Origin of the sequence: Lactococcus lactis (genome assembly GCF_029023865.1) — a bacterium.
Taxonomy (GTDB): Bacteria; Bacillota; Bacilli; order Lactobacillales; family Streptococcaceae; genus Lactococcus; species Lactococcus lactis.
This window is the reverse complement of record NZ_CP118969.1, coordinates 2,222,977-2,245,767: the sequence shown is the minus strand read 5'-3', so window position 1 is coordinate 2,245,767 and position 22,791 is coordinate 2,222,977. Positions and strand designations below refer to the sequence as shown.

32 protein-coding genes are annotated in these 22,791 nt (G+C 34.6%); 23 read left to right on the top strand and 9 right to left on the bottom strand.

All coding sequences use genetic code 11. The annotated features are described in order from the left end of the window. Nucleotides 1-51: 51 nt before the first annotated feature. Complete coding sequence (locus PYW37_RS11410; RefSeq protein WP_023188640.1) at nucleotides 52-1,929, bottom strand: heavy metal translocating P-type ATPase; 1,878 nt, start codon at nucleotides 1,927-1,929, stop codon at nucleotides 52-54. A gap of 224 nt (nucleotides 1,930-2,153) precedes the next feature. On the opposite strand from PYW37_RS11410, the gene rplK reads away from it, so the two are divergent. The 3 genes from rplK to PYW37_RS11395 all read left to right on the top strand — a co-directional run bounded on the left by rplK (nucleotide 2,154) and on the right by PYW37_RS11395 (nucleotide 4,029). Next, complete coding sequence (gene rplK / locus PYW37_RS11405) at nucleotides 2,154-2,579, top strand: 50S ribosomal protein L11 (protein ID WP_004254643.1); 426 nt, start codon at nucleotides 2,154-2,156, stop codon at nucleotides 2,577-2,579. A gap of 337 nt (nucleotides 2,580-2,916) precedes the next feature. After that, nucleotides 2,917-3,606 (top strand): 50S ribosomal protein L1, encoded by a 690-nt coding sequence (gene rplA, locus PYW37_RS11400; RefSeq protein ID WP_004254644.1) that lies wholly within the window; start codon nucleotides 2,917-2,919, stop codon nucleotides 3,604-3,606. A gap of 78 nt (nucleotides 3,607-3,684) precedes the next feature. Next, nucleotides 3,685-4,029, top strand: coding sequence for a hypothetical protein (locus tag PYW37_RS11395; protein ID WP_004254648.1), 345 nt, complete (start codon nucleotides 3,685-3,687; stop codon nucleotides 4,027-4,029). An 11-nt stretch (nucleotides 4,030-4,040) separates the two neighbouring features. Here PYW37_RS11395 and PYW37_RS11390 read toward each other — a convergent pair whose 3' ends face one another. Beyond that, entirely contained in the window at nucleotides 4,041-4,262 is a 222-nt protein-coding gene (locus PYW37_RS11390; protein WP_010906257.1) for a hypothetical protein, read from the bottom strand. A 12-nt stretch (nucleotides 4,263-4,274) separates the two neighbouring features. Next, nucleotides 4,275-4,676, bottom strand: coding sequence for an HIT family protein (locus tag PYW37_RS11385; RefSeq protein ID WP_004254651.1), 402 nt, complete (start codon nucleotides 4,674-4,676; stop codon nucleotides 4,275-4,277). Nucleotides 4,677-4,954: 278 nt separating this feature from the next. Here PYW37_RS11385 and PYW37_RS11380 point away from each other — a divergent pair, with 278 nt between their 5' ends. Genes PYW37_RS11380 through PYW37_RS11370 form a run of 3 tightly spaced genes read left to right on the top strand, consistent with a single transcriptional unit; the run spans nucleotide 4,955 to nucleotide 8,561 of the window. Beyond that, complete coding sequence (locus PYW37_RS11380; RefSeq protein ID WP_025016829.1) at nucleotides 4,955-6,760, top strand: glycerophosphoryl diester phosphodiesterase membrane domain-containing protein; 1,806 nt, start codon at nucleotides 4,955-4,957, stop codon at nucleotides 6,758-6,760. Nucleotides 6,761-6,778: 18 nt separating this feature from the next. Then, nucleotides 6,779-7,549, top strand: coding sequence for an ABC transporter ATP-binding protein (locus PYW37_RS11375; RefSeq protein ID WP_004254655.1), 771 nt, complete (start codon nucleotides 6,779-6,781; stop codon nucleotides 7,547-7,549). Continuing rightward, nucleotides 7,542-8,561: an ABC transporter permease gene (locus PYW37_RS11370; protein WP_004254656.1), complete on the top strand. Its 1,020-nt coding sequence runs from the start codon at nucleotides 7,542-7,544 to the stop codon at nucleotides 8,559-8,561. Before PYW37_RS11375 ends, PYW37_RS11370 begins: the two co-directional genes overlap by 8 nt. A 39-nt stretch (nucleotides 8,562-8,600) precedes the next feature. Here PYW37_RS11370 and PYW37_RS11365 read toward each other — a convergent pair whose 3' ends face one another. The 6 genes from PYW37_RS11365 to PYW37_RS11340 all read right to left on the bottom strand — a co-directional run bounded on the left by PYW37_RS11365 (nucleotide 8,601) and on the right by PYW37_RS11340 (nucleotide 14,667). Continuing rightward, nucleotides 8,601-9,227 (bottom strand): copper homeostasis protein CutC, encoded by a 627-nt coding sequence (locus PYW37_RS11365; RefSeq protein WP_017865091.1) that lies wholly within the window; start codon nucleotides 9,225-9,227, stop codon nucleotides 8,601-8,603. Nucleotides 9,228-9,438: 211 nt separating this feature from the next. Beyond that, a complete protein-coding gene (locus tag PYW37_RS11360; RefSeq protein ID WP_025016828.1) occupies nucleotides 9,439-10,620 on the bottom strand; it encodes a tyrosine-type recombinase/integrase in 1,182 nt (393 codons plus the stop codon). A gap of 446 nt (nucleotides 10,621-11,066) precedes the next feature. Beyond that, nucleotides 11,067-11,231 (bottom strand): hypothetical protein, encoded by a 165-nt coding sequence (locus PYW37_RS11355; protein WP_025016827.1) that lies wholly within the window; start codon nucleotides 11,229-11,231, stop codon nucleotides 11,067-11,069. A gap of 1,561 nt (nucleotides 11,232-12,792) precedes the next feature. Further along, on the bottom strand, nucleotides 12,793-12,987 hold the full coding sequence (locus tag PYW37_RS11350) for a hypothetical protein (RefSeq protein WP_025016825.1): 195 nt from the start codon (nucleotides 12,985-12,987) through the stop codon (nucleotides 12,793-12,795). Nucleotides 12,988-13,147: 160 nt separating this feature from the next. Further along, entirely contained in the window at nucleotides 13,148-14,014 is an 867-nt protein-coding gene (locus PYW37_RS11345; protein ID WP_025016824.1) for a DUF3800 domain-containing protein, read from the bottom strand. 164 nt (nucleotides 14,015-14,178) lie between these two features. Next, nucleotides 14,179-14,667: a helix-turn-helix domain-containing protein gene (locus PYW37_RS11340; RefSeq protein WP_025016823.1), complete on the bottom strand. Its 489-nt coding sequence runs from the start codon at nucleotides 14,665-14,667 to the stop codon at nucleotides 14,179-14,181. 168 nt (nucleotides 14,668-14,835) lie between these two features. On the opposite strand from PYW37_RS11340, the gene PYW37_RS11335 reads away from it, so the two are divergent. The 17 genes from PYW37_RS11335 to PYW37_RS11260 all read left to right on the top strand — a co-directional run bounded on the left by PYW37_RS11335 (nucleotide 14,836) and on the right by PYW37_RS11260 (nucleotide 22,784). Then, on the top strand, nucleotides 14,836-15,030 hold the full coding sequence (locus PYW37_RS11335; protein WP_044009604.1) for a hypothetical protein: 195 nt from the start codon (nucleotides 14,836-14,838) through the stop codon (nucleotides 15,028-15,030). Between the two features lie 164 nt (nucleotides 15,031-15,194). Next, nucleotides 15,195-15,533 carry a Rha family transcriptional regulator gene (locus PYW37_RS11330; protein WP_232238873.1) on the top strand — a complete coding sequence of 113 codons (339 nt, stop codon included), beginning with the start codon at nucleotides 15,195-15,197 and terminating at the stop codon, nucleotides 15,531-15,533. A gap of 126 nt (nucleotides 15,534-15,659) precedes the next feature. Continuing rightward, nucleotides 15,660-15,890 carry a hypothetical protein gene (locus PYW37_RS11325; protein WP_236699340.1) on the top strand — a complete coding sequence of 77 codons (231 nt, stop codon included), beginning with the start codon at nucleotides 15,660-15,662 and terminating at the stop codon, nucleotides 15,888-15,890. A gap of 261 nt (nucleotides 15,891-16,151) precedes the next feature. Beyond that, entirely contained in the window at nucleotides 16,152-16,325 is a 174-nt protein-coding gene (locus PYW37_RS11320) for a ribbon-helix-helix domain-containing protein (RefSeq protein WP_021165047.1), read from the top strand. A 215-nt stretch (nucleotides 16,326-16,540) separates the two neighbouring features. Continuing rightward, nucleotides 16,541-16,663 (top strand): hypothetical protein, encoded by a 123-nt coding sequence (locus PYW37_RS11315; RefSeq protein ID WP_255209171.1) that lies wholly within the window; start codon nucleotides 16,541-16,543, stop codon nucleotides 16,661-16,663. A gap of 34 nt (nucleotides 16,664-16,697) precedes the next feature. Continuing rightward, a complete protein-coding gene (locus PYW37_RS11310) occupies nucleotides 16,698-16,871 on the top strand; it encodes a putative transcriptional regulator (protein ID WP_044009605.1) in 174 nt (57 codons plus the stop codon). Between the two features lie 189 nt (nucleotides 16,872-17,060). Next, nucleotides 17,061-17,225 carry a hypothetical protein gene (locus tag PYW37_RS11305; protein WP_155384497.1) on the top strand — a complete coding sequence of 55 codons (165 nt, stop codon included), beginning with the start codon at nucleotides 17,061-17,063 and terminating at the stop codon, nucleotides 17,223-17,225. Between the two features lie 10 nt (nucleotides 17,226-17,235). Continuing rightward, on the top strand, nucleotides 17,236-17,763 hold the full coding sequence (locus PYW37_RS11300) for a hypothetical protein (protein ID WP_025017245.1): 528 nt from the start codon (nucleotides 17,236-17,238) through the stop codon (nucleotides 17,761-17,763). Next, on the top strand, nucleotides 17,760-18,041 hold the full coding sequence (locus PYW37_RS11295; RefSeq protein ID WP_023164724.1) for a hypothetical protein: 282 nt from the start codon (nucleotides 17,760-17,762) through the stop codon (nucleotides 18,039-18,041). Before PYW37_RS11300 ends, PYW37_RS11295 begins: the two co-directional genes overlap by 4 nt. A gap of 42 nt (nucleotides 18,042-18,083) precedes the next feature. Continuing rightward, the gene (locus PYW37_RS11290; RefSeq protein ID WP_025017246.1) at nucleotides 18,084-18,323 is read left to right on the top strand and encodes a hypothetical protein; all 240 of its coding nucleotides are present in this window, start codon (nucleotides 18,084-18,086) and stop codon (nucleotides 18,321-18,323) included. Then, on the top strand, nucleotides 18,320-18,574 hold the full coding sequence (locus PYW37_RS13280) for a hypothetical protein (RefSeq protein WP_025017247.1): 255 nt from the start codon (nucleotides 18,320-18,322) through the stop codon (nucleotides 18,572-18,574). Before PYW37_RS11290 ends, PYW37_RS13280 begins: the two co-directional genes overlap by 4 nt. Beyond that, on the top strand, nucleotides 18,571-18,882 hold the full coding sequence (locus tag PYW37_RS11285; protein ID WP_014570844.1) for a hypothetical protein: 312 nt from the start codon (nucleotides 18,571-18,573) through the stop codon (nucleotides 18,880-18,882). The genes PYW37_RS13280 and PYW37_RS11285 overlap by 4 nt, the downstream gene beginning before the upstream one ends. Then, nucleotides 18,879-19,208 (top strand): hypothetical protein, encoded by a 330-nt coding sequence (locus PYW37_RS11280; RefSeq protein ID WP_025017248.1) that lies wholly within the window; start codon nucleotides 18,879-18,881, stop codon nucleotides 19,206-19,208. The genes PYW37_RS11285 and PYW37_RS11280 overlap by 4 nt, the downstream gene beginning before the upstream one ends. Nucleotides 19,209-19,316: 108 nt before the next feature. After that, nucleotides 19,317-20,111, top strand: coding sequence for a bifunctional DNA primase/polymerase (locus PYW37_RS11275; protein WP_025017249.1), 795 nt, complete (start codon nucleotides 19,317-19,319; stop codon nucleotides 20,109-20,111). Between the two features lie 10 nt (nucleotides 20,112-20,121). Beyond that, nucleotides 20,122-21,756 (top strand): DNA primase family protein, encoded by a 1,635-nt coding sequence (locus PYW37_RS11270; protein WP_044009606.1) that lies wholly within the window; start codon nucleotides 20,122-20,124, stop codon nucleotides 21,754-21,756. Nucleotides 21,757-21,966: 210 nt separating this feature from the next. Further along, the gene (locus PYW37_RS11265) at nucleotides 21,967-22,149 is read left to right on the top strand and encodes a hypothetical protein (protein WP_025016912.1); all 183 of its coding nucleotides are present in this window, start codon (nucleotides 21,967-21,969) and stop codon (nucleotides 22,147-22,149) included. Between the two features lie 26 nt (nucleotides 22,150-22,175). Then, complete coding sequence (locus tag PYW37_RS11260; protein WP_025016913.1) at nucleotides 22,176-22,784, top strand: V-type ATP synthase subunit I domain-containing protein; 609 nt, start codon at nucleotides 22,176-22,178, stop codon at nucleotides 22,782-22,784. Nucleotides 22,785-22,791: the final 7 nt, after the last annotated feature.

Sequence of the window (22,791 nt, the reverse complement as noted above, 5' to 3'; positions counted from 1 at the left end):
ATTTGAGTAGATATTTTTCCTGAAAGATTTTCTTTAATTATAACCTTATTTTTAGTCATTTGCGACAGTGAAATTTTTGGATAGTATTTTTTTATGAGGAATTAAACGCATTGCGTTGAGAATAACCAATAAAATACTTGCTTCATGGACAAACATTCCAGTCGCCATATTGACATATTGTCCAATAAATCCTGAACTATTCCCCAAGATTAATCCGGAAAGAAGAAAGATTACAACAAAGAGAGCAATTAAAATATTTTGTCTCATATTTTTCCTTGTACTTTTTGCAAGGGAATGAGCATAAGAAAGGTTATCAAAATTAGAACTCATAAGGACAATATCCGAAGTTTCAATGGCGATGTCAGTCCCAGATGACATTGCGATTCCCACATCGGCAAGGGCAATACTAGGGCTATCATTAATACCGTCGCCTATAAATGCCACTTTTTTACCAGCTAGTTTATAGTCTTGCATGATTTTTGCCTTGTCTTCAGGTAGGAGATTAGCGTAAACCTGACTGATTCCCACTTGTTGTGCAATTGATTGAGCGGTACTTTCATTGTCGCCTGTCAGCATTATCAGCTCTTTAATCCCTTGTTTTTTGAGTCTGGTCAATGTTTCTTTTACATTTGGTCGGATTTCGTCAGTAATTCCATAAAGTAAACGCACCTTATCATCAGCAATTAATACTGTTGAAAGTCCATGTTTTTGAAGTTTCATTAAATCATTTTTTTGTTGAGCGTTTAAAAAAATTTGATGATTCTCAAGGAGTTTTTCGTTTCCAATCAATAAATGGTCAGCAGAAATCCCCTGTCCTTTTATGACTTCGATATTTTGAAGAGGTACTTTAGTAAATTCACCGATTTCATCAATGATTGCTTTAGCTAAAGGATGATCTGATTGACTTTCAAGCATAGCGACCTGGTTGATAAGTTCGGTAGAAGCGCCATAATTTTTAGTAATGGAGACCTGAGTCTTTCCTTTGGTAAGTGTTCCCGTTTTGTCAAAAAGAAGCAGGTCAGTCTGACTAAAATTAGTCATGATATTTCCACCTTTAATTAAAATTCCCTTTTTGGCTCCATTCCCTATCCCTGCGACATTACTGACAGGAGGTCCAATGACAAGGGCACCCGGACAACCTAAAACTAATAAAGTAATTGCCAACTTGATATCTTGACTGACAATGAAAATTAAAAAAGAGAGAACTAAAACACTAGGAGTATAATATTTTGCGAAACGGTCAATAAATTTTTCAGCAGAGGATTTTGTATCTTGAGCTTCTTCCACTAATTCAATAATTTTACCAAAGGTGGTATCCTCTCCTACCTTTTCAGCTTGAATCAAAAGACTTCCATTTTCAAGAAGTGTTCCAGCAAAAACCTTATCTCCGACTCCTTTTTTTATTTCAGCGGACTCCCCACTAATACTTGATTCATTGACAAAACCAGCCCCCTCATAAATAGAGCCATCTACAGGAATTTGAGCGCCAGTTTTTACTAATAATTCGTCATTAATCTTGACATCATCAATATCAATGACTTCTCCAGAAATCCGAAGAGCGGTCGAGGGAGTAATTTCTGTCAAAGATTTAATGGAAGAACGTGTTTTTTCTAAAGTTTTCTTTTCCAAAAAAGCTCCGAATGCGAAAAGAAAAGTAACAATTGCTGACTCCTCATACTCTTGAATAAAAAGAGCAGCAATAACAGCAATTGATACCAATAATTCAATTGAAACTTGTTTGAATTTAAGTGCTTGGACTGCTTGAAAAGCAATTGGGACAAGACCAATAAATGTAGCTAATAAGAGTGCAAAGGCCCAAAGAAAATAAGAATTCAAAAGATATTTTCCACTATAAGCGATTAAAATTAATAAGGCTGAAAGACCAGTTAATTGATTACTATATTTTTTTAGTAAAGCTTGAAGTTTCATGAATTAACCTTTCTTGGTTTGATAGTTCTATTATAGATTACTTGTAACTTAAAAAAATTGATAGCCATCAAGAAAATTAACCTTTCGTAAACAAAGAAAAGTTGACATCAGTCCTTTTTTTTGATAGAATACTCAGGTATGTGAATTTTCACATGCAAGGCGTGGAAGCTGTAAAATACAGCATCATACCACATCACGAAAACAAAATATAAGGAGAATTTATCGTGGCTAAACAAGTAGAAAAACTCGTTAAATTACAAATCCCTGCCGGTAAAGCAACACCAGCTCCACCAGTTGGACCAGCTTTGGGTCAAGCAGGTGTTAACATCATGGGATTCACAAAAGAATTCAACGCTCGTACAGCTGACCAAGCTGGTATGATCATCCCAGTTGTTATCTCAGTTTATGATGACAAATCATTTACATTCATCACAAAAACTCCTCCAGCAGCAGTTCTTTTGAAAAAAGCAGCAGGCGTTCAAAAAGGTTCTGGTGAACCTAACAAAACAAAAGTTGCTTCAGTTACAAAAGCACAAATCAAAGAAATTGCAGAACTCAAAATGCCTGACCTTAACGCGTCATCAGTTGAAACTGCAATGTCAATGATTGAAGGTACTGCAAAATCTATGGGATTCACTGTTACTGACTAAAAATTTAGACGAATTACTTCGTTGACAGAACCCTCACCTACTTAGGTAGGCTTCGGAACCTGTCGCCTCGTACTTCGACTAAATTTTCGAGATTTACATTTTGTAAATTCAGAAAAAGTCACACATGCAATCCACACATTTAGTGGAAGGCTGTTACTCTTGTTGTTATAAAAGAACTATTAGTTCATCTGAGCGGCGCGGAGCGAGAAAATAGCTTCCGACGTTTAGTATAAAGACCGTGTTTGGAGGGAATATTTTCCTTTGAGCGCAGCAGAGCGAATTTTCAGACGCAACAAGGAAGACAGACAACCGATATTACCACAAGGAGAAAATAGAAATGGCTAAAAAAAGTAAAGCATTGCGCGCAGCGATTGAAAAAATCGACGCAACTAAATTATACAGCGTAGAAGAAGCTGTAGCACTTGCAAAAGAAACTTCATTTGCAAAATTTGATGCAACTGTAGAAGTTGCTTACAACCTTAACATCGATGTTAAAAAATCTGACCAACAAATCCGTGGAGCAATGGTATTGCCAAACGGTACTGGTAAAACTGCTCGTGTTCTCGTTTTCGCTAAAGGTGCGAAAGCTGAAGAAGCTACAGCAGCTGGTGCAGACTTCGTTGGTTCTGATGAACTCGTTGCTAAAATCAACGGTGGATGGTTGGACTTCGACGTTGTTATCGCAACACCTGATATGATGGCTGTTGTTGGACGTCTTGGACGTGTCCTCGGACCACGTAACTTGATGCCAAACCCTAAAACTGGTACAGTTACTATGGATGTAACTAAAGCAGTTGAAGAATCAAAAGCTGGTAAAGTTAACTACCGTGCTGACAAAGCTGGTAACGTTCATGTTCCAATCGGTAAAGTTTCATTCGATACAGAAAAACTTGTTGAAAACTTTAAAGCTTTGAACTCTGTAATTGCAGCTGCTAAACCTGCTGCATCTAAGGGAGCTTACATCACAAACCTTTCTGTTACAACTACAATGGGTCCTGGTGTTAAAGTTGATTCTGCATCATTCTAATAACAATAAAAAAAGAGAAAAATATTTTTCTCTCTTTTTATTTATTGTAGAATATAAAAAAACATGCTAGAATGAGGTATGCTATTATTTCTATGGGCTTATACAACAATTATCTTTGCAATTGCCTATCTTTTTCAAGTTCTAAACCTGACGCTGATTGGATTAGAGGTCGTTACCATTCTCATTCTTTTTATCAGTTTTTGGGAAAGTACCAAAGGAAGACATTGGCGAATTATTGGAATGAATATTATTAATATTATATTCATAAGTATTCTATATTTTTCACAACATACCTTTACTTACATTCAACATCATGATGTCGAAAAAATGCTGGTCATAGTTGTTAGTTTTGTCTTGTCCCAATTATTGGGGATTTTCTGGGGGAGACAGTTTTATAAACATCAAGAAAAATCAAAAAAATAAAAGGGTTGAAATTATTCAACCCTTTTATTTATTTGATTAACAAGTTCATTAATTTTTTCAACTCTAGGTTGGATGGAAATTTGAAATTCATCTACTTTTTTTTGAATATCTTTTCCAACTTTTTCTGCTTTGATACCTTCTTCTTGAACGCGTTCCACATTTACTTTCATCGTGTTGACTTCTTCTGACAACTCGCCAATGATATTTTTTAAGTCTTTAAATAATTCAATCATAGTAATGTCCTTTTATTGGCCATTGATTTCTTTAGCAATTTCAGCTAAATCATAATCATGAGCAGTGAATTTTCCAACGAAACCATCATTTTCATCAAAACGAGGAATAAGGTGAATATGAGTATGGAAAACAGTTTGACCAGCGATTTCTTCATTATTTTGTAAAATATTCATCCCTTTAGCATGAAGATTATTAACAATTTTGTTGGCAATAAAAGGGACTTTGCTGAAAAGTTCAGCTGATTGTTCGCCTGTCATTGAAAGAATGTTACGATAATGTTTTTTGGGAACCACTAATGTATGCCCTTTAGTTGTTTGAGTGATATCAAGGAAGGCAAGAACATCATCATCTTCATAAATTTTGGTGCTAGGAATTTCACCAGCGATAATTTTGCAAAAAATACAATCTTCCATTTGATAGGTCCTCCAGTAGTAATAATGACTCTTTACTCAAAGTCAAAACTTATAATATACTTAGATTATATTATAAATAAGCTAAAAATCCCAGTAATAATGCTGAAACTTACTAAATCGTAAGGGAATTGCCGAAAAAGGGAAATTCAAATATGTTATAATAAATAAAACTTTTATTTATTATAACTTAAATTTAAGCATTTTTTATTTTATAAATTTGATATAATGTAATGAAAATTATTCTTCTGTTTAGAGAAAGTGTGGGGGAGTTTAGGAGTATGGTGAGAAAAAAAGCTAAGAAGAAAAAGAATGCTAATTGGCCACTTGGTTTGATTTTTAAATATTTTCGAGAGTTTTCTAAGTTTTGGTTTGAATATCTTTCGATTTTTGTTGGGGCAACTATAGTCATCACACTTGTTATTATTCCACTTTTAGAATCCATTTCTGAGCTTATTATGCGAGTTAGTGGAATTCCTTATGTTTCTTATAATAATCTTGGAAACTTGCTTCAGCAGCATTTCTTAGGAGTTTTGGGGCTCGTAGTTGTCTTATTTGTGCTCATCTTTTTGGTTTATCTGCAATTCATCGTTCAGTTTCAAGGAATTCGTTTGATTCAGGCGAGAACTTTTAGTTTAAAAAGTTTATTTAGGCAAGTTATTTCGGATCTTAAAAATGTCAGAATTCAACAATTAGTCTTTTTCGTATTTTATTTTCTATTAATTATTCCTTTTGGACGTTATGTCTTTAGTACGCAACTTTTGTCGAAAATTAAAATTCCTGTTTTTACATTTGAATTTTTCTTTAAAAGTTGGCAAAATATGATAATTTTGTTCCTATTTTATGCTATAACATTTTGGATTAGTACCCGTTTAATTTTGACTCTTCCACTGATGATTTTAAAAGGTCAATCATTGAAAGTAGCAATAAAAGAAAGTTTAAAACGAACAAAAGGAGTTAGAAATTTTTTCAGACTATCTGTTTATTTTGGACTTATCGGTTTATTTAGTATAATAATGCAGGGGCTTCTTTTTATGGGCGGCTACTTTGCCCAAGATTATTTGGATAAAAATTCTTTTGCCCTTGTGGGAGCAGTGTCAATACTGGATTTGATTTGGTTGGGAAGCTCTATTATATCTACCTTGAGTTTGGTCATGCTTTTTAGTTACTTGATGAGAGAAGCTGACTTGGAAGCCTTTGAAATTTCAGAAGTAGTAAAAAAATCTCCGAAAGTTAGAAGAAAATATAAAATAATTTTTTCTACTTTAGCTGTTTTAATTTTTGCTTTAGTAAGCTGGACTTATGTTGAAGGATTTATGGATACTGTCCCTTTAACCATTTCACATCGGGGAGTTGATGAAGAAAATGGGGTGCAAAATACAATTCCAGCCATGGAAGCTACGGCTAAATCAAAACCAGATTATGTTGAAATGGATATTCAGGAAACAAAAGACCATCAATTTGTTGTTTTCCATGATCCAACTTTAAAAGATTTAGCTGGAATTGATATTCCGCCACAAAAACTTACCTTAGCAGAATTGACGAATACAGTTGTTTCGGAAAATGGGAAAAAGGCTTTAATCCCAAGTTTTGATGATTATTTAGCGGCTGCTGAAAAAGTTAACCAAAAATTACTGGTTGAGATTAAAGTTTCTCCATTTGATTCTCTAAAGATGGTTGAAAATTTTAGTAAAAAATATGGTGCACGTCTTTTAAAAGATAAGGCTATGATTCATTCTTTAGATTATAATGCTCTTTTAATTGAACAAAAAATTAATCCTAAGATTAAAGTGAGTTTCATCCTTCCCTTCAACTTACTTTTCCCACAAACTAAGATGTCGGCCTATACCATGGAGGCCACAACACTCAATAGTAGTTTTGTGGATAAAGCTCAGGCAAGAAAGCAGATGGTTTTTGCTTGGACGGTCAATGACGAAACGGATATGAGAGAACAGATGTTCAATGGAGTAGATGGAATTATTACAGATAATCTTGATGACTTAAAAGAAGTTATCGCCGAGGATGATGATAATCCGAGCTATGCGCAACGTATTTTAAGAATGACTTCAATAATAAATATAGAATAAGATTGAAAAGAGGAATGTATGTTAAAAGTAACAAATCTAACAGGTGGCTATTTGGGGCATCCTGTCTTAAAAGACCTTAATTTTGAAATTAAAGAAGGCGAGTTAGTTGGACTCATTGGTTTAAATGGTGCAGGAAAATCGACGACAATTCAAGAAATTATTGGACTTTTGACTCCTTATTCTGGACAAATTGAATTAGACGGCTTAACTTTACAACAAGATTTAGAAGGCTATCGTAGAAAAATTGGTTTCATTCCAGAAACACCAAGTTTGTATGAAGAATTGACTTTGCGTGAACATATTGAAGTGACAGCTTTAGCTTACGGGATTTCTGTTGACTTGGCTTTTGAACGTGCTGAAAAATTATTAGAAACTTTCCGCTTGAGTGATAAATTAGATTGGTTCCCTGTGAATTTTTCAAAAGGGATGAAACAAAAAGTGATGATTATCTGCGCATTCTTAGTGGAACCTTCGCTCTATATTGTTGATGAACCTTTTATGGGACTTGACCCGCTTGCGATTCAGGATTTGATTGACTTGATGATTGACATGAAAAAATCAGGAAGTTCGATTTTAATGAGTACACATATCTTGTCCACAGCTGAAAAATTCTGTGATAAATTTATTGTTTTGCATGAAGGTCAAGTTGTTGCTTTTGGAACAGTAGAAGAATTGCGTACTCAATTTAATCAGCCTAAGGCAAGTTTAGATGAAATTTATCTTGCCTTAACAAAAGGAAATATTCCAAACTCTAAAGAAGTTGTAGAGGCAGGAAAGTCAAATGAATGAAATTTTTAAAAAACGACGTAACCTTTGGTATAAGCAAAATATAAAATATCTTCGTTATGTTTTTAATGATCATTTTGTTTTGTTCCTGATGATTTTATTAGGAGCTTTGGTAGTTCAGTACATTAACTTTCTACAAATTCATCAGCTGAATTTATGGGGCAAAATTATTTTAGTTATTTTGATCAGTTTGGCTAGTCAAATTGTGGGACGTTTGGCAACATTTATTGAGAGTCCAGATAAAGTTTTTTTACTGACAAAAGAAATGGAAGTTCGGGCATATTTAGTAAAATGTTTAATCCGATCTTTGATTATTCCAGCAGTTGTGTCAGCACTTTTGGTTTTGATTGCTGCTCCATTATTAAGATTTAATCCTATTTTCTTAGTCCTTTGGTTCGTCTTACTTGTCGCAATCAAAGCGGCTTGGTTGGCTTACAAAATTTGGTCTTCTCAAAAAAGTGGACTTTTGGATTGGGCTTTCTTGATTGATTTAGAAGAAGGACGAAAAACAGGAACTTTAAGATTATTTTCACTGTTTACGAATGTTAAGGGACTTAAATCACACAGTCATCGTCGGAAATATCTTGATTTTCTACTGACGAAAACAAAAAGAACTTATGAGTATCTATTTACAAGAAGTTTTTTACGCTCAGGAGATTATCTTGGTTTAACGATTCGTTTACTTATTTTGTCAATTTTAGCGATGATTTTTATTAATAATGGAATTGTTGCCATTATTATGGTGGTTGTATTTAACTATTTGCTTATTTTTCAACTTTTATCATTACAAACGGCTTTTGATTATCAACTTTTAACAAGAATTTATCCACTGAAAAAAGCGGCTAAAACAGCTGGTTTACGGGTGCTTATTTTTAGAGTGATGATGTTTGTGACAATTGTTGAATTGATTCTGTCATTAATTTTTGTTCGACCATTTTTCTTGAGTTTGATTATATTACTTACGAACTTTTTACTGACAAAATTTTATGTTAGATTCCGACTTAAAAATAAATAAAAAAGTTACTGATAGAATATCTGTCAGTAACTTTTTTATTTATAATTTGATAATTTTTGTGCCATGAACATAATTTGTTCCGGTTAATTGAGCGAGGTTTTCAAAGTTTTCAGCATTGACACCCCCGCCAATAATAATGTTAATTTTTCCCTTAGCATAGTCAATGAGACTTTTAAGTTTGTCAGTATTTAAGGGTTGGTCAAGTGGCCCACCGTGCGTCAAAATTTTATCTACGCCAAATTCGACAAGTTGGTCAATTGCTTTTTCTTGATCAGTGACTTCATCAAAAGCCATGTGGAAAGTGATTGGGAGCCCTTGTGCGGCAATGCTCACTGTTTCAAGTGCGTCAGTATCTATTTCATTGTCAGGAGTAAGGGCACCAAATACAATGTTTTGGGCACCAGCTTCAACAGCTTTAAGGGTGTCAGTTTCAATAATTTTAAGTTCATGAGAATTATAAACAAAATTACCACCGCGAGGACGAATCATGACAGCAAGAGTTGTCTTACTTTCGGCAACATATTTGGCAGCTTCTTCAATGACACCATAAGAAGGAGTGGTTCCTCCAACGGCGAGGTTGTCGCAAAGTTCAATTCTCTCAACGCCGGCCTGAAGCGCTTGAGGAATTTTGGTAAAATTTTCAAGGCAAAGTTCTCGGATAATCATAATTTCTTCCTTTCATCTACTAAAATTATTATAACATGATTATCTTGTTTAACTTAAAAAAATTACAAGAATTATTTTAAATAAAAAGAATGAAAGTGATTATGCTAGAATAGAACTATGTTAAAATAGAGAGCTTAAATCCTTGATATATAAGGGTTGTAGAGATTATAAACACAAATTTTAACGCTTTTTACTACGTTCGACCAAAAAATCATAATGCTTTTAAGATACTGCTGAACTTTTCAGCGGTCTCTTTTTCTTTACTTTTGGCAAGGTGGCTATATGTATTCATTGTGATAGCATAATCTGCATGTCCTAATCGTCTTTGTATCTCTTTAGGGTTAACATCGTTGTTCATCAAAAGACTAGCGTGAGTATGACGGAAACCGTGAAAGCCAATGTTAGGTACTCCAGCATTTTTGAAGTGTCTCACTAATTTCTGTCTCTCTATTTCATAAGACCTCATTTTTTGATGATATGAGAAGACTAAAGAGTCATGCAAGGATATAGCACCGTCATTTTGATATTTCCGCCATTCTTTTAAACTTTCAAGAGTGTCGTTATCCAAAAACACAGAACGATTACTCTCTTTTGTCTTTGCGCTATCCTGTATCAAATTGCTTTGTTGAATTAGAGTTTTAGACACATTGAGATAATGGTTGTTAAAATCAATATCAGACCAAGAAAGAGCCATAGCCTCCCCTACACGTAAGCCAGTTGCAAGAAGTAGTTTGTATAAAGTCTTACTCTTTCGATTGTCCGTGCTTGGTTCTAAAGTATCAAGATACAACAAGAATTGTTTTAGCTCCTCATTATCAAAATACTTAATCTTTTTAACTGTCCTTGTCTTTAACTTAGGAGGGAAAACCTTTATAGCTGAATTGTCCTCGATAGCTCCTAATTGCATACCATAATCAAGGATACGTTTTATAAAGTTAAGAAGTAGCTTATAATCCTTACATTTTCCTCGCTCACGCTTACCGTTGATTATTTCGGCTGTATTTGCGTTATTAGCCCATTTATTGACAAGTTCCTGCAATAACATTGGCGTTATCTTAGAGAGCTTGTACGAGCCAATAGGAGGCAGTATATAATTACGTAAGTAATTATCAGCAACACTTATACTATTTTCCTTAACTGTCAGCTTATAACTCTCAAACCAACTCAAAGCCAAAGATTCAAAGTTATCAAAAACCACTTTTTCCCTTGCAATTGTAGACCCATTATTGATAAACTTATTTATAGCTTGGCGTGCTTTAATATCACACATTTTTCTACTATTGGCACTTACACTTGTTCGTACTTGCTTACCTGTGAGATTATCCACACCCAAATAAACGTTAGTTCGGTACACCTTTGTACCGTCTTTTTTTATATATTCTTTAATATTCATATTATTTCTTCCTTTCCATTTTGTACTAATGTCAGGCAAGGCATGTACGAGGATTGAGAAATATTTTTATTAGAGCTTATACGATTAATTAGTTAACTGGTTTATTAGTTTATAGAGTTATTGAATTCTCAACTGATATAGTATATTTTACGGTATCAACGGTAACAAAGTATTATAAAGCTATATAAATAAAGGGTTTATAGTGATACCATTCTCTAAAAGAAGAGTAATTATAAAGTATCAACGGTAACAACTATATAAGAGATTAGATATAGAAAATGATAGATAAACAGCTTAATATAGCCTTTTGTTGGATAAACTACTGACAGAATGGCATTCAGCTTTTAACGTGGTTCAGGTTTGCACGTATTAGGGTTAAGTAAAAAAGATTCAGTAATTTACTTATGGAATTGGTGGAAAAAGGGGGAATTTGTTATAAACGGCTATTATTTAAATGATTCCGCAAGCGTTAGAGTTTTTCTATCAACTACTCTTCTATCTTCATTTTCTAGGCGTACAATATAGCAATTATTCAAACTCGTTGATTCATCACTAGTAACAATTGTGGCTATTTGTCCGTCTGATAGTTTGATTACATCGTCTTTTTTCATGTAGAACCTCCTTTCTATAATTTATTTTATACCTGTCATCACAGACGATATGAACTTTCGTAAATTTCCGATAGTTGAGGTAAAGTGAAAAGTTCCTTGTCCTAATTGGATTGTGGCTATAGTCGTAAAATGCGACCTCAGGTAGTTTTACTAAAAAAAGAGTAAAACTATGTCTCTATTTATTAATTTAAAACTGAATACAAAAGGGTGTAAGATGAAAGTATAATGATTTTGAGATGTCATTACTTTCAAGTATTAAGCTACTCTTTGGAGTGGCTTTTTACTGTACAAATTATAGAATATGTTGTATAATCTATTTATTCCAAAAAATATACTTTTTCATAAGTTTATTCTAAGCGTCCTATTTCAAGCTAGGGCGCTTTTTTTATTTTCCAAATTAAACCTAATCGTCCGTGAATCGTCCGTAAAATCACGATAACCGTTTCTATAGAGCAGTTTAAACGTCCGTAGATTAGTACATCTTTATTTTCCAAATTAGATCCAACTAGTAAGAAATATTTACTTGTTCATTATTGCTAACGTGGGCAATATTGGTTATTATGCGTTTAGAGTAGTTTAGAGTGAACCTATAGAGATTAGTACAAAAATGTTCATATCCTATTATTGGTTTCAGAAAAAAGTGAAACCAAAAACATATAAATAAAATGAGATTATGGCTAGATAAAACTAACAAGGTTTAGACAAGGTTAATCACAAAATTGTGAGAAAGTATTCTTCGTTATCTGAGACCCTAAAAAAGGGGGCTCCGATTCGTTCCTCCCTAGCAAGTCGCGAATCACGACCCCCTTAATAACAACAACGAAATTTTCGTTTTTGCCACTTGTAGCAGAAAGCTATACCGACATCATGTAAGATATGAACAACATACAAAATTTACATGTAGTTATTCCCCAGGAGTGGGGAAGCCGTCAACCATTACGTAGGGTATGAACAACATACAAAATTTACATACTGTTATGACCTAATGCAAGGATTGGTTGCGTCAGCTCCCTTGCTAATTGTTGGCAAATGTTGGCAAAAATTGACTTGGTACGTCATTGTATTTATTGTTATTTGTGTTTCTATATCATTGAAAAGTAGGAATAATAAAGATATATGGTAGAGAATAGTACCAATAATAGAACAATCAACCCGATCGACTTTATAAAAATAGCAGGAGTTCCAGCATAGAACTGCTTAATTATTCCTTTTTTTGAAAAAAGTATTCCAATGATTAAAAACAATACTGGAAGAATAAACACAAATTCTTTTCTAAACCAGCTATATACGCCACCTATACCGATTTTACTAGGGATATAAGCAGGTAGTTTGTTATAAAGATATAGAGATAATAGTAGAAAAGGTATAGTGCAAATGCAGTAAGCAGTCACTATTTTTGAATAGATTTTATCAATGAATAATAAAAACTTCATGTCTCGTCTCCTACCAGTTTTAATGACTGGAAACACATAGCTTTACAAATATCATGCGCACAAGCGCTTTTTATTTTGCATTCCTAAAATTTAGGACTTGTTTTATAGACTTTAGCACTATTAAAGTTCTAATCTATTGCTTTTTTCATTTCATGAATAACTCTTCTTAATTTTGGCAAAGGTAATTCTATCAGGTCAGCAAACTGTTCTTGTGGTAGTCTGTAGTGTTCTCCAAACATTTTCTCATACCCAGCTATAATTACAGCCTTTTCCATTCTTTCATCTAAGTGATCAATACTCTTTAAGTAGTCCGATAGTTTCATGTTGCTAGACCTTTCCTTGACTGGTTATATTTGTAAATATTCATTTAGAGAAATGCAAAGTTCACCACTATATATTATGTAACTTATTCCGATTATGTTATAATATTAGTGAGAGCTAATGACTCTCTGGGGCTCGCGAGTTTGCGGGCGAACGTCCTTTTTAGGGCGTTTTTTTGTTATATGGAAACTTTTTGAAACCTTTCCCAATGTAATCGGGATAACAAATTATCTTTTCTTCACAGCACTGGAAAGTCTGGTCTTTTTCGTTTAGTTTTCCGAATTTAAAAAGCGGATAACAGTACAAATCAGCCATTTCCAATATCCAATATGATTTTAGATTGTTCGATTTTTCTTCCCATTTTCCATTAAAGTAAACACCTTCAATAAAAGAAAACTTTGACTTATTAATAAATCTTGTACCTTGGTCTATCATTTTCACGATATGTTTCAACAAAACTTTATCTTCTTTTTTACCCCTGGATTCCAATACTATCACAGCTTTCTTTTTGCCGATTTCATAAGAAAGTCTTTCAAAAATAAAAGTTAGTGAAAGCTCATAGGGGTTATAAGGGGTAGAATACTGTTTGATTAGTTCCAGCTTATTAATATGTGAAGAGAATAATTTTACATTCATATCAGACATAACTTTTCCTAATTCATTAATAAAAGTTTTGTGCTTATCTAAGCTATCAAAATTAAAGGCATTAGTTCTTCTACGAATTTCTGTAGAATGAAAGCAAACTCTCTTTTTATCCCCTTTTTTATAATTAGCACATCCTTCTGACCAAAACTTATTTTTTATTCCCATAACCATATCTTGAGATTCTATAAAATGAGAGGTCTCCATTAAACAAGCAGTTACATTAAAATGAATATCATTAAGTTCACAGTTATCTTCAGTATTTGAGGATAGCTTTTTTTGTAAATATTTTAAACTAGGACTACCACTCTCATCTATAGCAACAACATAAGGAATATCCGCCTTAAGTTCTGATATATGCTTTGGTCTATTTCGCCAACTTCCCATATTACTTCTTTCTCTTTTTAGTATTTTTTAAATTTAAGAACTACATTTCTTTAACCCACCAACTCAAACCAGCACAGCTCATACAGCAACACACGCGCTTCATCGTAAGCATTGTGATGATAGCCGTAGAAGTTTGAGTACGATTTTGCTAAGTGGGAATAAAATCATTGAATTTCTGTATAAGAAGTATCTTTAGCAAAAAAGCTTTCCCAATCTTCTACACCATTACGCTCTAAGCAAGCAATACTTAGAGCTGATTTTTTTATATAATCCCAACTCTCTTCAGAAAGCTCCGCAGCGTAGCCAGCAAGTGAGGCAATATCACTAATCCTTTCAGGTCTCTTAAGTTCATATAAAACCCCCAACATCAATTTTATTTCAACATTTTCTTTTATCATTTCATTGACTTCATCAAAAGGCAAATCAAATACATTTGATATACCTTCATCGTATCCACGTAAGTATGGCAGTGTTACATCGAATATTTCAGCGAGCGCCTCCCAGATATCTTCATTTCTAGGAGTTGTTCCTTTTTCATAACTAGAAATTTGGCTAGCATTAACTTTTATATTTTTTTGTTTTAACAGTTCTACCAAGTCCTTAAGTGTTAAATTTTGGGCTTTTCTTAATTCATTTATTCTATTTTTAGCCATGATTAGATGACCTCCTGGATAACATTATATAGCATTTGGATAATTAAGTAAATAAAAAATATTGTTTTTTAATAACTTTATACTTGATTTTTGAAGTTCAATAATTTATAATAGTTTTCAATCAGATAATTACTGATTTTCAATAATTCAATAAAAGGAGTTTTAAAATTGTACTTAACACCAGAAATCAAGACAGCTCTACGCAAAAAGCGCGGAGTATTGAACTTAACCAAAGGCGAAGCAGCCGATCAGCTTGGAATTAACCGCCTTACTTACGGACGTCTTGAAAGTCCTACACGTAATGAGAAAGTACGTCAGAGTACATACGAACGCATTACTGAATGGCTTGCTAAAGACTATTAATAATCATCAAAGAGAACAAGCGTTGATAGTTGTAAGTAATTTCTATCTAACGAACGTACACAAGGTATTCACGTCCCTGTAAGTATCTTTCCTGATTCTCACAACCTAAGCATGGCTCTAAACTATGACCGCGATGTCATAAAACTACGTAGAAATGAGGATAAATGAAAGACTTAGCATTTTTAACCAGTCCTGACATGAGTAAAGCGGAAGTTGTAACTAACCATGTCGTTATTGCTGAATATGCAGGACTTAATAAAATTTCAGTTCGTAAACTGATTGATAACAATAAACAAGACCTTGAAGAGCTAGGGATATTGTCATTTGAAATGACAAAACCTATTAAAGGTTCAACTGGTGGACGTCCAACAAAAATTTATCAACTCAATCGTAACCAAGCTATGTTACTTATTACATGGCTAGACAATACCGAACCAGTTCGAGCTTTTAAACTGGCTCTTGTAAAACGATTTAATGAAATGGAAAAAGAGCTTCAGGCATGAAAGATTGCAAGAGCAGTCGAGAAGCCAAAAGGTGTTACTCTTCATCAATCTATTTCAGAATGGGTACACTATCCACATCATGGAAATACATGGCACACCATTATTAGAAGTTTGCTTGCTACTACTGTGACAGGACTAACCAAGAAGCAAATTCAAGCTAGAGATACAGACTGGCGAAAAGAAAAAATGCTCCTTGACCTCTTAAATTCGGAGGAAATGGAACGTTATAAAATGCTTGAAAGTATCGCAATAGCAATGATTGAAGCTGGTTCTGATTATGAACCTATCAAAACAGCAATCAAATCCATAATGACAACAAAAAAAGCCGTAACTGATCCCCATCAAAACGACTTTTAAACTTAGTAAGGCAAGCTCTTTACGAGTTTTGCTTTACTCCATTCTAACAAAAAATATCAGCAAAATCAAAGCTGATTGACCTTTGAAAACCGAATAAGAGTGAACTTCTTGAAAAATGATTTATTTTTAATTAAGTAATACTTAATTATTGACATTAAGAAATACTTAATGTATAATATAGTATGTAAGGTTAATCAAGGGTTACGGCTTAGGCAAACGAGTACTGATTAACTTGCAAATTTAGTGAGAAAGGTATTCAATTTGACCGAGGAAGAAAAGAAAAAACTAGGGCGACCATTTTCAGAAAAGCCCAAAGTAACAGCTTTGTCTATCAAATTAGATAAAGAGACCCAAGACATACTAAACGACTATACCGAAAAGGAAAAGGTTAGCAAAAGCGAAGCCGTCCGTCGTGGTATTCACAAATTAAAATAAAAAAACTCTCAATGTACATCAGTTTGGCGACGTCGTACATTAAGAGTTGAGTACCGAGAGTTTCACTCGATAGATAAATTATATCAAAGCAGATAAAATATATCAACATATTAAGAAGTGAACTCTTTTTCAACACGCATTTTTTAAAATGCGAGAAATAGAGTTTTTTTGTACCCTAAAATACAAATTAGCCCTAGAAATTCAAAGGTAAAATCATGTTTGAAGAACTAGAAATTCATATCGAAGAAGTTGAGATGTATATACAAAACATCTACAAAGCCGTTAATGATTATGCAAGCGGAACTTATGAAAGTTTCATGAAATTAAACAATTTTTAAATTAAAAAGCCCTCGCAGGCAAATGGAGGTTCTAATGGAACAAGTAAAAACAATTAATCATCTTGGACAAGTAGTTTATCAAGAGTCAGTTGAATTTTATAAAGAAAAACTCTCAGTTCACTCAAAAGATTTTCTTCAAAATGTGCTCATCCCTCAGCTTTATGAATGGTCAAATGCTTATAAAGCAGCGGTTGAACTGACAAAATAAAAAAGCTCAAATGGCTGACAGTCGGTAAGATTGCCGAGGCATTGGGAGTTAGTTTAGATGAATTTAAATAAGCGTACAAAAAAAGCTGAAACCACCACAGAAACAGCTTTTAATCAAATTAGAGTAGCAAAACGTGAAAAACACGCGCTTTCTACCTCTAATTATAACAAATTGGAGAATAAAAACATAATGAATAACGCAATTGACGTAATTTACCCCACTCATGGCATACAATCAGGCGCACAAGTGCAGTTTGACCCAAGCACTCATACTTGGACGGTTTGGAACAAACGAGGCTTAGAACGCACGTTTAGAACCGTAACTTCATACGCTAGATACATGACGAAAGGTTAAGGGGTAAAGCATGAAATTTAAAACATTTGATTTAAATGCCTATAAAAGTAGGGCAGGAATAACACTTTCATTCGATAAGAAAGATAGAGCCTTAGGGATAATCACAAGCAAACTTTTTTACCTAGATTCTAAGCACCCTTTAAAACTTAAAATCACTAATAATCAAGCTGAAAGGTATCGCATTAAGCAAGAAATCAAGCAAACGCAAAAGAAAACAGACATCCCTAACGGGTTGTATCCAGTAATTAAAGCCATTGAAAAAGATGTTTCTCAATTGTTAAATAAACAAGATAAGGACGATTGGGAGAAATGGGAACGCGTTTTTGCTTACGAATGTCTGTATGATGTGGCGTTTAATCGTGGTATTCGCCATGAAAGACAACGTAGGAAAACCAAGCACAAGGCAATGACAGCATTTGATATTATCAGTTCCGAAGATGTTTTAGAGCTTTCTCATGAACTAGGAATTAGTGAAGATAAACTCACTTATGCAGTTATGGAAGTTATTTCTAAACGTAAGAACGGAGGCAAAAAATGAATGATGACACTTTAATAAACCTTGTTGCCCGTGGCTTAGTGGATAAAATCATTCATTTATTTAATAAGTATCTTGGTACACAGCTCAAAATCAGAAATGAAAAGCGAGTATTACCTTATATCTCTAAAAAGCGTGTTATGGAAGACTTAGATATATCAGACGGCACACTTGATAATTGGGAAAAGCACGGATTGAATCGCTATAAACCACGATACAAAACCTCACTTATCTACTATTTAATCGATGATATATGCAAGTTCATCATCATAGATACTTAGCAACTTGTCAGGCAAGGCAAATTTTATTAGAGGATTGAGAAAATGACAAATATTATTAGAGCTTGTTCTTATGTGGCTGGTATTGATAGCATAGGGTTGCGAAGTTTAAAAGCCTATCACACGGAACTTACAGACAAGCAGATTGAAAAATTAGACCCATTGAACGCAAATACAGGCACAGTTGATTATAGCTTTAAAGTTCGTAAATATAAGCACGGTGTCCGCTTTGAGGGCGAAAAAGAGGGCGGAGAAATCAGCTTATTTGATGAGGTAGCGAAATGATTGAACACCACCAAGGTTACACGGCTATAAAACGGTACGGACGGAATAGTTTTAGACCAGTAGGCAAACACCCGTTTAAGATGATTTACAACGCACGAGCGGTCAAATATGACTTGATACAGCAGTTTGAATCAAGTACAGGCATAATCTTACCCAGCGGAGTAAAAAGCAACTTATGCACGCAATCAGTACCCTTTTTAGGCAGAGAGCTGGCTGTCATGAAATTACAAATAAAGGAAAATAGAAAATGACATTAAAAAATTTGAGTGATGATGAACAAAAAGAACTTTCTGAATTTATGGAGAGTGGCGCAGCATATCAAATGTTGAAAGCTCAACCTGATATTGAAATAAAAAATCTGACCATTGAAACTTTATACAAAGGCGATGACCTGCTGGCAGTTACACGCCAGTTTGACGAAATCTCAGACCTTGAAGCAGTTAGTATTTTGCTGAATGTGTTAATTGCGGACGCTAGGGACTGTACAGACATAGATAGCTTTATCAAGACTATTATTTCTATGTGGGGGACTTATGACGAAGCGGAGGGGAAGCTATGAAACTTAAAAACTTACAGACGTTAGACCAAAATATTATTAAATTTCTTGCTGAACATCGAGGAATTGACCGAGCTGTCAAAGGTAGAATATTGGCACAAACACTTGATATTGATTTTCGTACTTTACAGAGTAGAATTGAGTACCTCCATAAGCAAGGTTGCGCTATTGGTTCAATTGATAACGGCTATTTTATTCCAACTAACGAAGACGAGCGCAGAGCTGGAATTATCAAAAAACAACGGACAGGCATTGCGATTAATAATGCAGTCAACGGCTATACACTTGCTGAACTTGATTGGATTGACCAACTTTTTAAGGAGGACTAACAAAGTGAATTGTTATTTATGTGGTAAACCTCTAAAAGAAAATGAAGTCATTCCCTATCAAGAGCGACAAATTTGTGATGAATGTGAGTATAGACTGGAGGTTGACCATTGACACCCAAAGAACAAGCCCTAAACTGTATTAGTCGTGGCTTTTCTGTCATTGCGGGCTTTCCGGCTGGGAAAAGTGAGAGAGCTGTTATCCGTGGTACTTCAAGTGGAACGCTTGACGAAATCACAGTAAGCGAATGGTTTGATGAAATACCGAACCGCAATATTATGATTAATCTTAGAAATAGCGGTTTGATTTGTATTGACTTAGACCAGCACCAAAACGGACAGAATGGGCGGAGTGTTTTCAGTCGATTGTGGAATGAACACAGCGAGGGCGAAATATTAAGTACCTATGTCGAGAAGACACCAACAGGCAACGGCTTGCATGTTTTCTTTAAAGTTCCCAAAGAGCTATTCAGTCAACCGATTGTCAGTGAATTGGCGGACGGCGTGGAGATAAAAACACACTTCACACCAATCTACCCAAGCAAACGCACAGACGGCGATTATATCCCTTTGAATGATACAGAAACTAACGAGCCTTTAACTTTCGATAATCTTTGCGATTGTCCTGACTGGTTACTTGAAATGATACAGCGACGACAAAAAAGACAGAACCCAACGTTAGGCAGTCGTACTTATGGCGCTGAAATGTGGGAGTTATTCAACCAAGGCGCAAGAAAAGGCAACCGAAACAACGATACAAATCGTATTCTCCACTACTGGAGAAAAATAGGCATTGATAACAATCATTGCATGGACTTATTGCGAACCTTTAACAATCGAACCAGTCCGCCCTTACCTGATGACGAGCTGGCGACCATTTGGAAAAGTGTATTCAAGATGAAATAGAAAGGAAGTCATGACAGACCAACTAGAAAAACTTGTGGCAGAAACGCCACAGGGAAACGTAAGAAGTCCGAAACCTAAAATAGAGGACTTCACAGATTATGGCGAAGACGGCAAAAAAGTCGTCAATATCGCAGGTTATCAAGACAGTTTGACAGACTGGTTAGAACAAGAAAAAGAAATCATTAATCAGCCTGATTATGTCAAAGCAAACACTCAAACGCTTAGAGCGGTTAGAAAACTATTCTTTGAACACCGTAACTTATTTTTAAGCACACCTAAAGAGGACGGAAAGCCACCGAAATCATTAAGCCCTTTAGAAACAGCAAGAATTATCTATAAGACGCTCAAAGTCATCAAATTAGACCACCAAAGCGGACTGTTAGGCGTTTATAATCCTGAACTAGGGATATATGAAACAAATGAGAACTTCTTTCATCGGCTCATTTATTGGCTAGAACCGTCATACAGTCAGGCACGGTCTAAAGAGGTTCTCTTTAAACTTGAAACCTTAGCAGAGGTTAAGCAACAAACCGCAGAAGCTCACTTGATACCAGTTGCTAACGGCATTTTTAATAAGAAAACACAGCAATTAGAGCCATTTAGTCCTAAGTACGTCTTTACCTCAACGATTGCGACCAAGTACAACGCTAAGGCTAAAGTACCCAATATTAACGGTTGGAACGTAGATGACTGGTTACTTGATTTAATGAGTGGAGATAAAGAACTTGTCAGACTTTTATGGCAGATTATTTCCGCAAGCACCAACGGCAACTACTCCTATCGCAAAGGCGTGTGGCTCGTCGGTAAAGGAAATGACGGCAAAGGTACATTTCAGAGCCTCATCATGAACTTAATCGGACGTGAGAACGTCGCAAGTGTCAAAGCTGAACAGTTTTCTGAACGCTTTTCTCTTTCCCAAGTCGTTGGGAAGACTTGCATTATTGGAGATGACAGCCAAGTCAGTTACTTAGACAATGCAGGGAATTACTTTTCTGTGGTTACTGGCGACCCAGTACCGATTGAAGCGAAAGGGAAACAACCAACCTTAGCAGTATTTAACAAGCTGGTTATTCAATCTACTAACTTTTTACCAAAGTTTAGAAACAAGTCAAATGGAACATACAGACGTTTGCTTATTGTTCCCTTTAACAAGTCTTTCACGTCAGATAATGACAACTGGAAAATCAAAGATGATTATATTAAACGCAAAGACGTTTTAGAGTACGTGCTTAAAATCGCTTTATCGCTTAACTTTGAGAAGTTTGACGAACCCAAAGCCACACAAGGTCTGTTAGATGATTTTAAAATCTCTAATGACAATGTACTGGCGTTTGTAAATGATATGTTTGAGGAATTTGTAAGTGATTTTCTACCGACCGCCTTTATAAGCGCCTTATATCGTGCATGGTGTGAAGATGAGGGTGTAAAGCCATTTACTAAGCGAGAGTTTGAGCTTAAATTACCTGACCACATTAAAAAGGAATGGGAAAAAACAAGTAAAAGACCTCATACGGCAGGCTTTAACAGAGCGATTGATTTACACCGAGCCGAGGAATATGAGCTTTTTAGACGGCTATTTCATTGGGACGAAGACAAACATAAAAGCATGACAAAAGGGTATCTACGTAAGAGAAAGCGAAAATGATACTGTACTTCGGTATCATGATACCGTTAGCGGTAGCAAGTTTATAAGCGTGGTTAAGCCATTTGCGGGACTTTGATACCGTGATACCGTACTTTTCCTACTTCGCTAGGAATTTATCAGAGGAAATAAAAACATGAAAAAAGTACGCTGTCCGACAAAATGAATTTACTGACAAAACCTGACTTAAAAATATAAATCGGAGAAAATAAAATGAGCAACGAAACAAAAAACTTAGAAATCCCAGTCGCTGAAAATGAGAGAAATAAAGCAGTTGAAAATCTTCTCTCATTAAAAGAATACTTTGATAACCAACTTCAATCAGACCAAGAAACTCATCAAGCGATCGCGACATTAGGCGATAAGTTGGGCGTTCTGTGGAATGCCGAAAAGTAATAAATAACGAAAATGGAGAAAATAACATGCAAGTAAAATATATTGAAGAAGCAAAGAACAAACTCGAAAAACAAGCTAAACCACTTACTCAAAAAGTGGATAAAACGAATCAATTAATTTCTGAATTAAAAAATAAAATTAAAAAAATGGAAAATCAATCTCGAAATGATGATATTGATGAATCACTCAAAGCCTTATCTGAATTGAATAACGCTAAGCAATTACTAGAGACATTAGAAAAACGGCTGACGGAGGAACAGAAAGAGCTAGATGTTTTCTGGAGTTCTCAAGAAGTTGATGATACTATCGGAGAAGCATTAAGCCGAGCAGATAGTTTAAGTAACATTCAACAAGATTTATTAAAAAGTACCTTATCTAAAGATACGAAGAAAAAACTAAAGGAATATAACAAGGAAGTTGATGACCAACGTTATCAACTTCAGGAATCAGGGGATTACTTACTAGAAAAATCAAATGTTTATTCTCGAGGCCCATTATATAAGTTAATTGCTCAAAAAAACGGAAGTCACAAAAATAACTGGTTCTTTGGAATTGTTAGATTAATGGCAAGCCAATATGAAAAAGAACTAATGGCATTTCTAAAATCTGAAAAAATCATGACTGATTTAGATTAGGGGATTA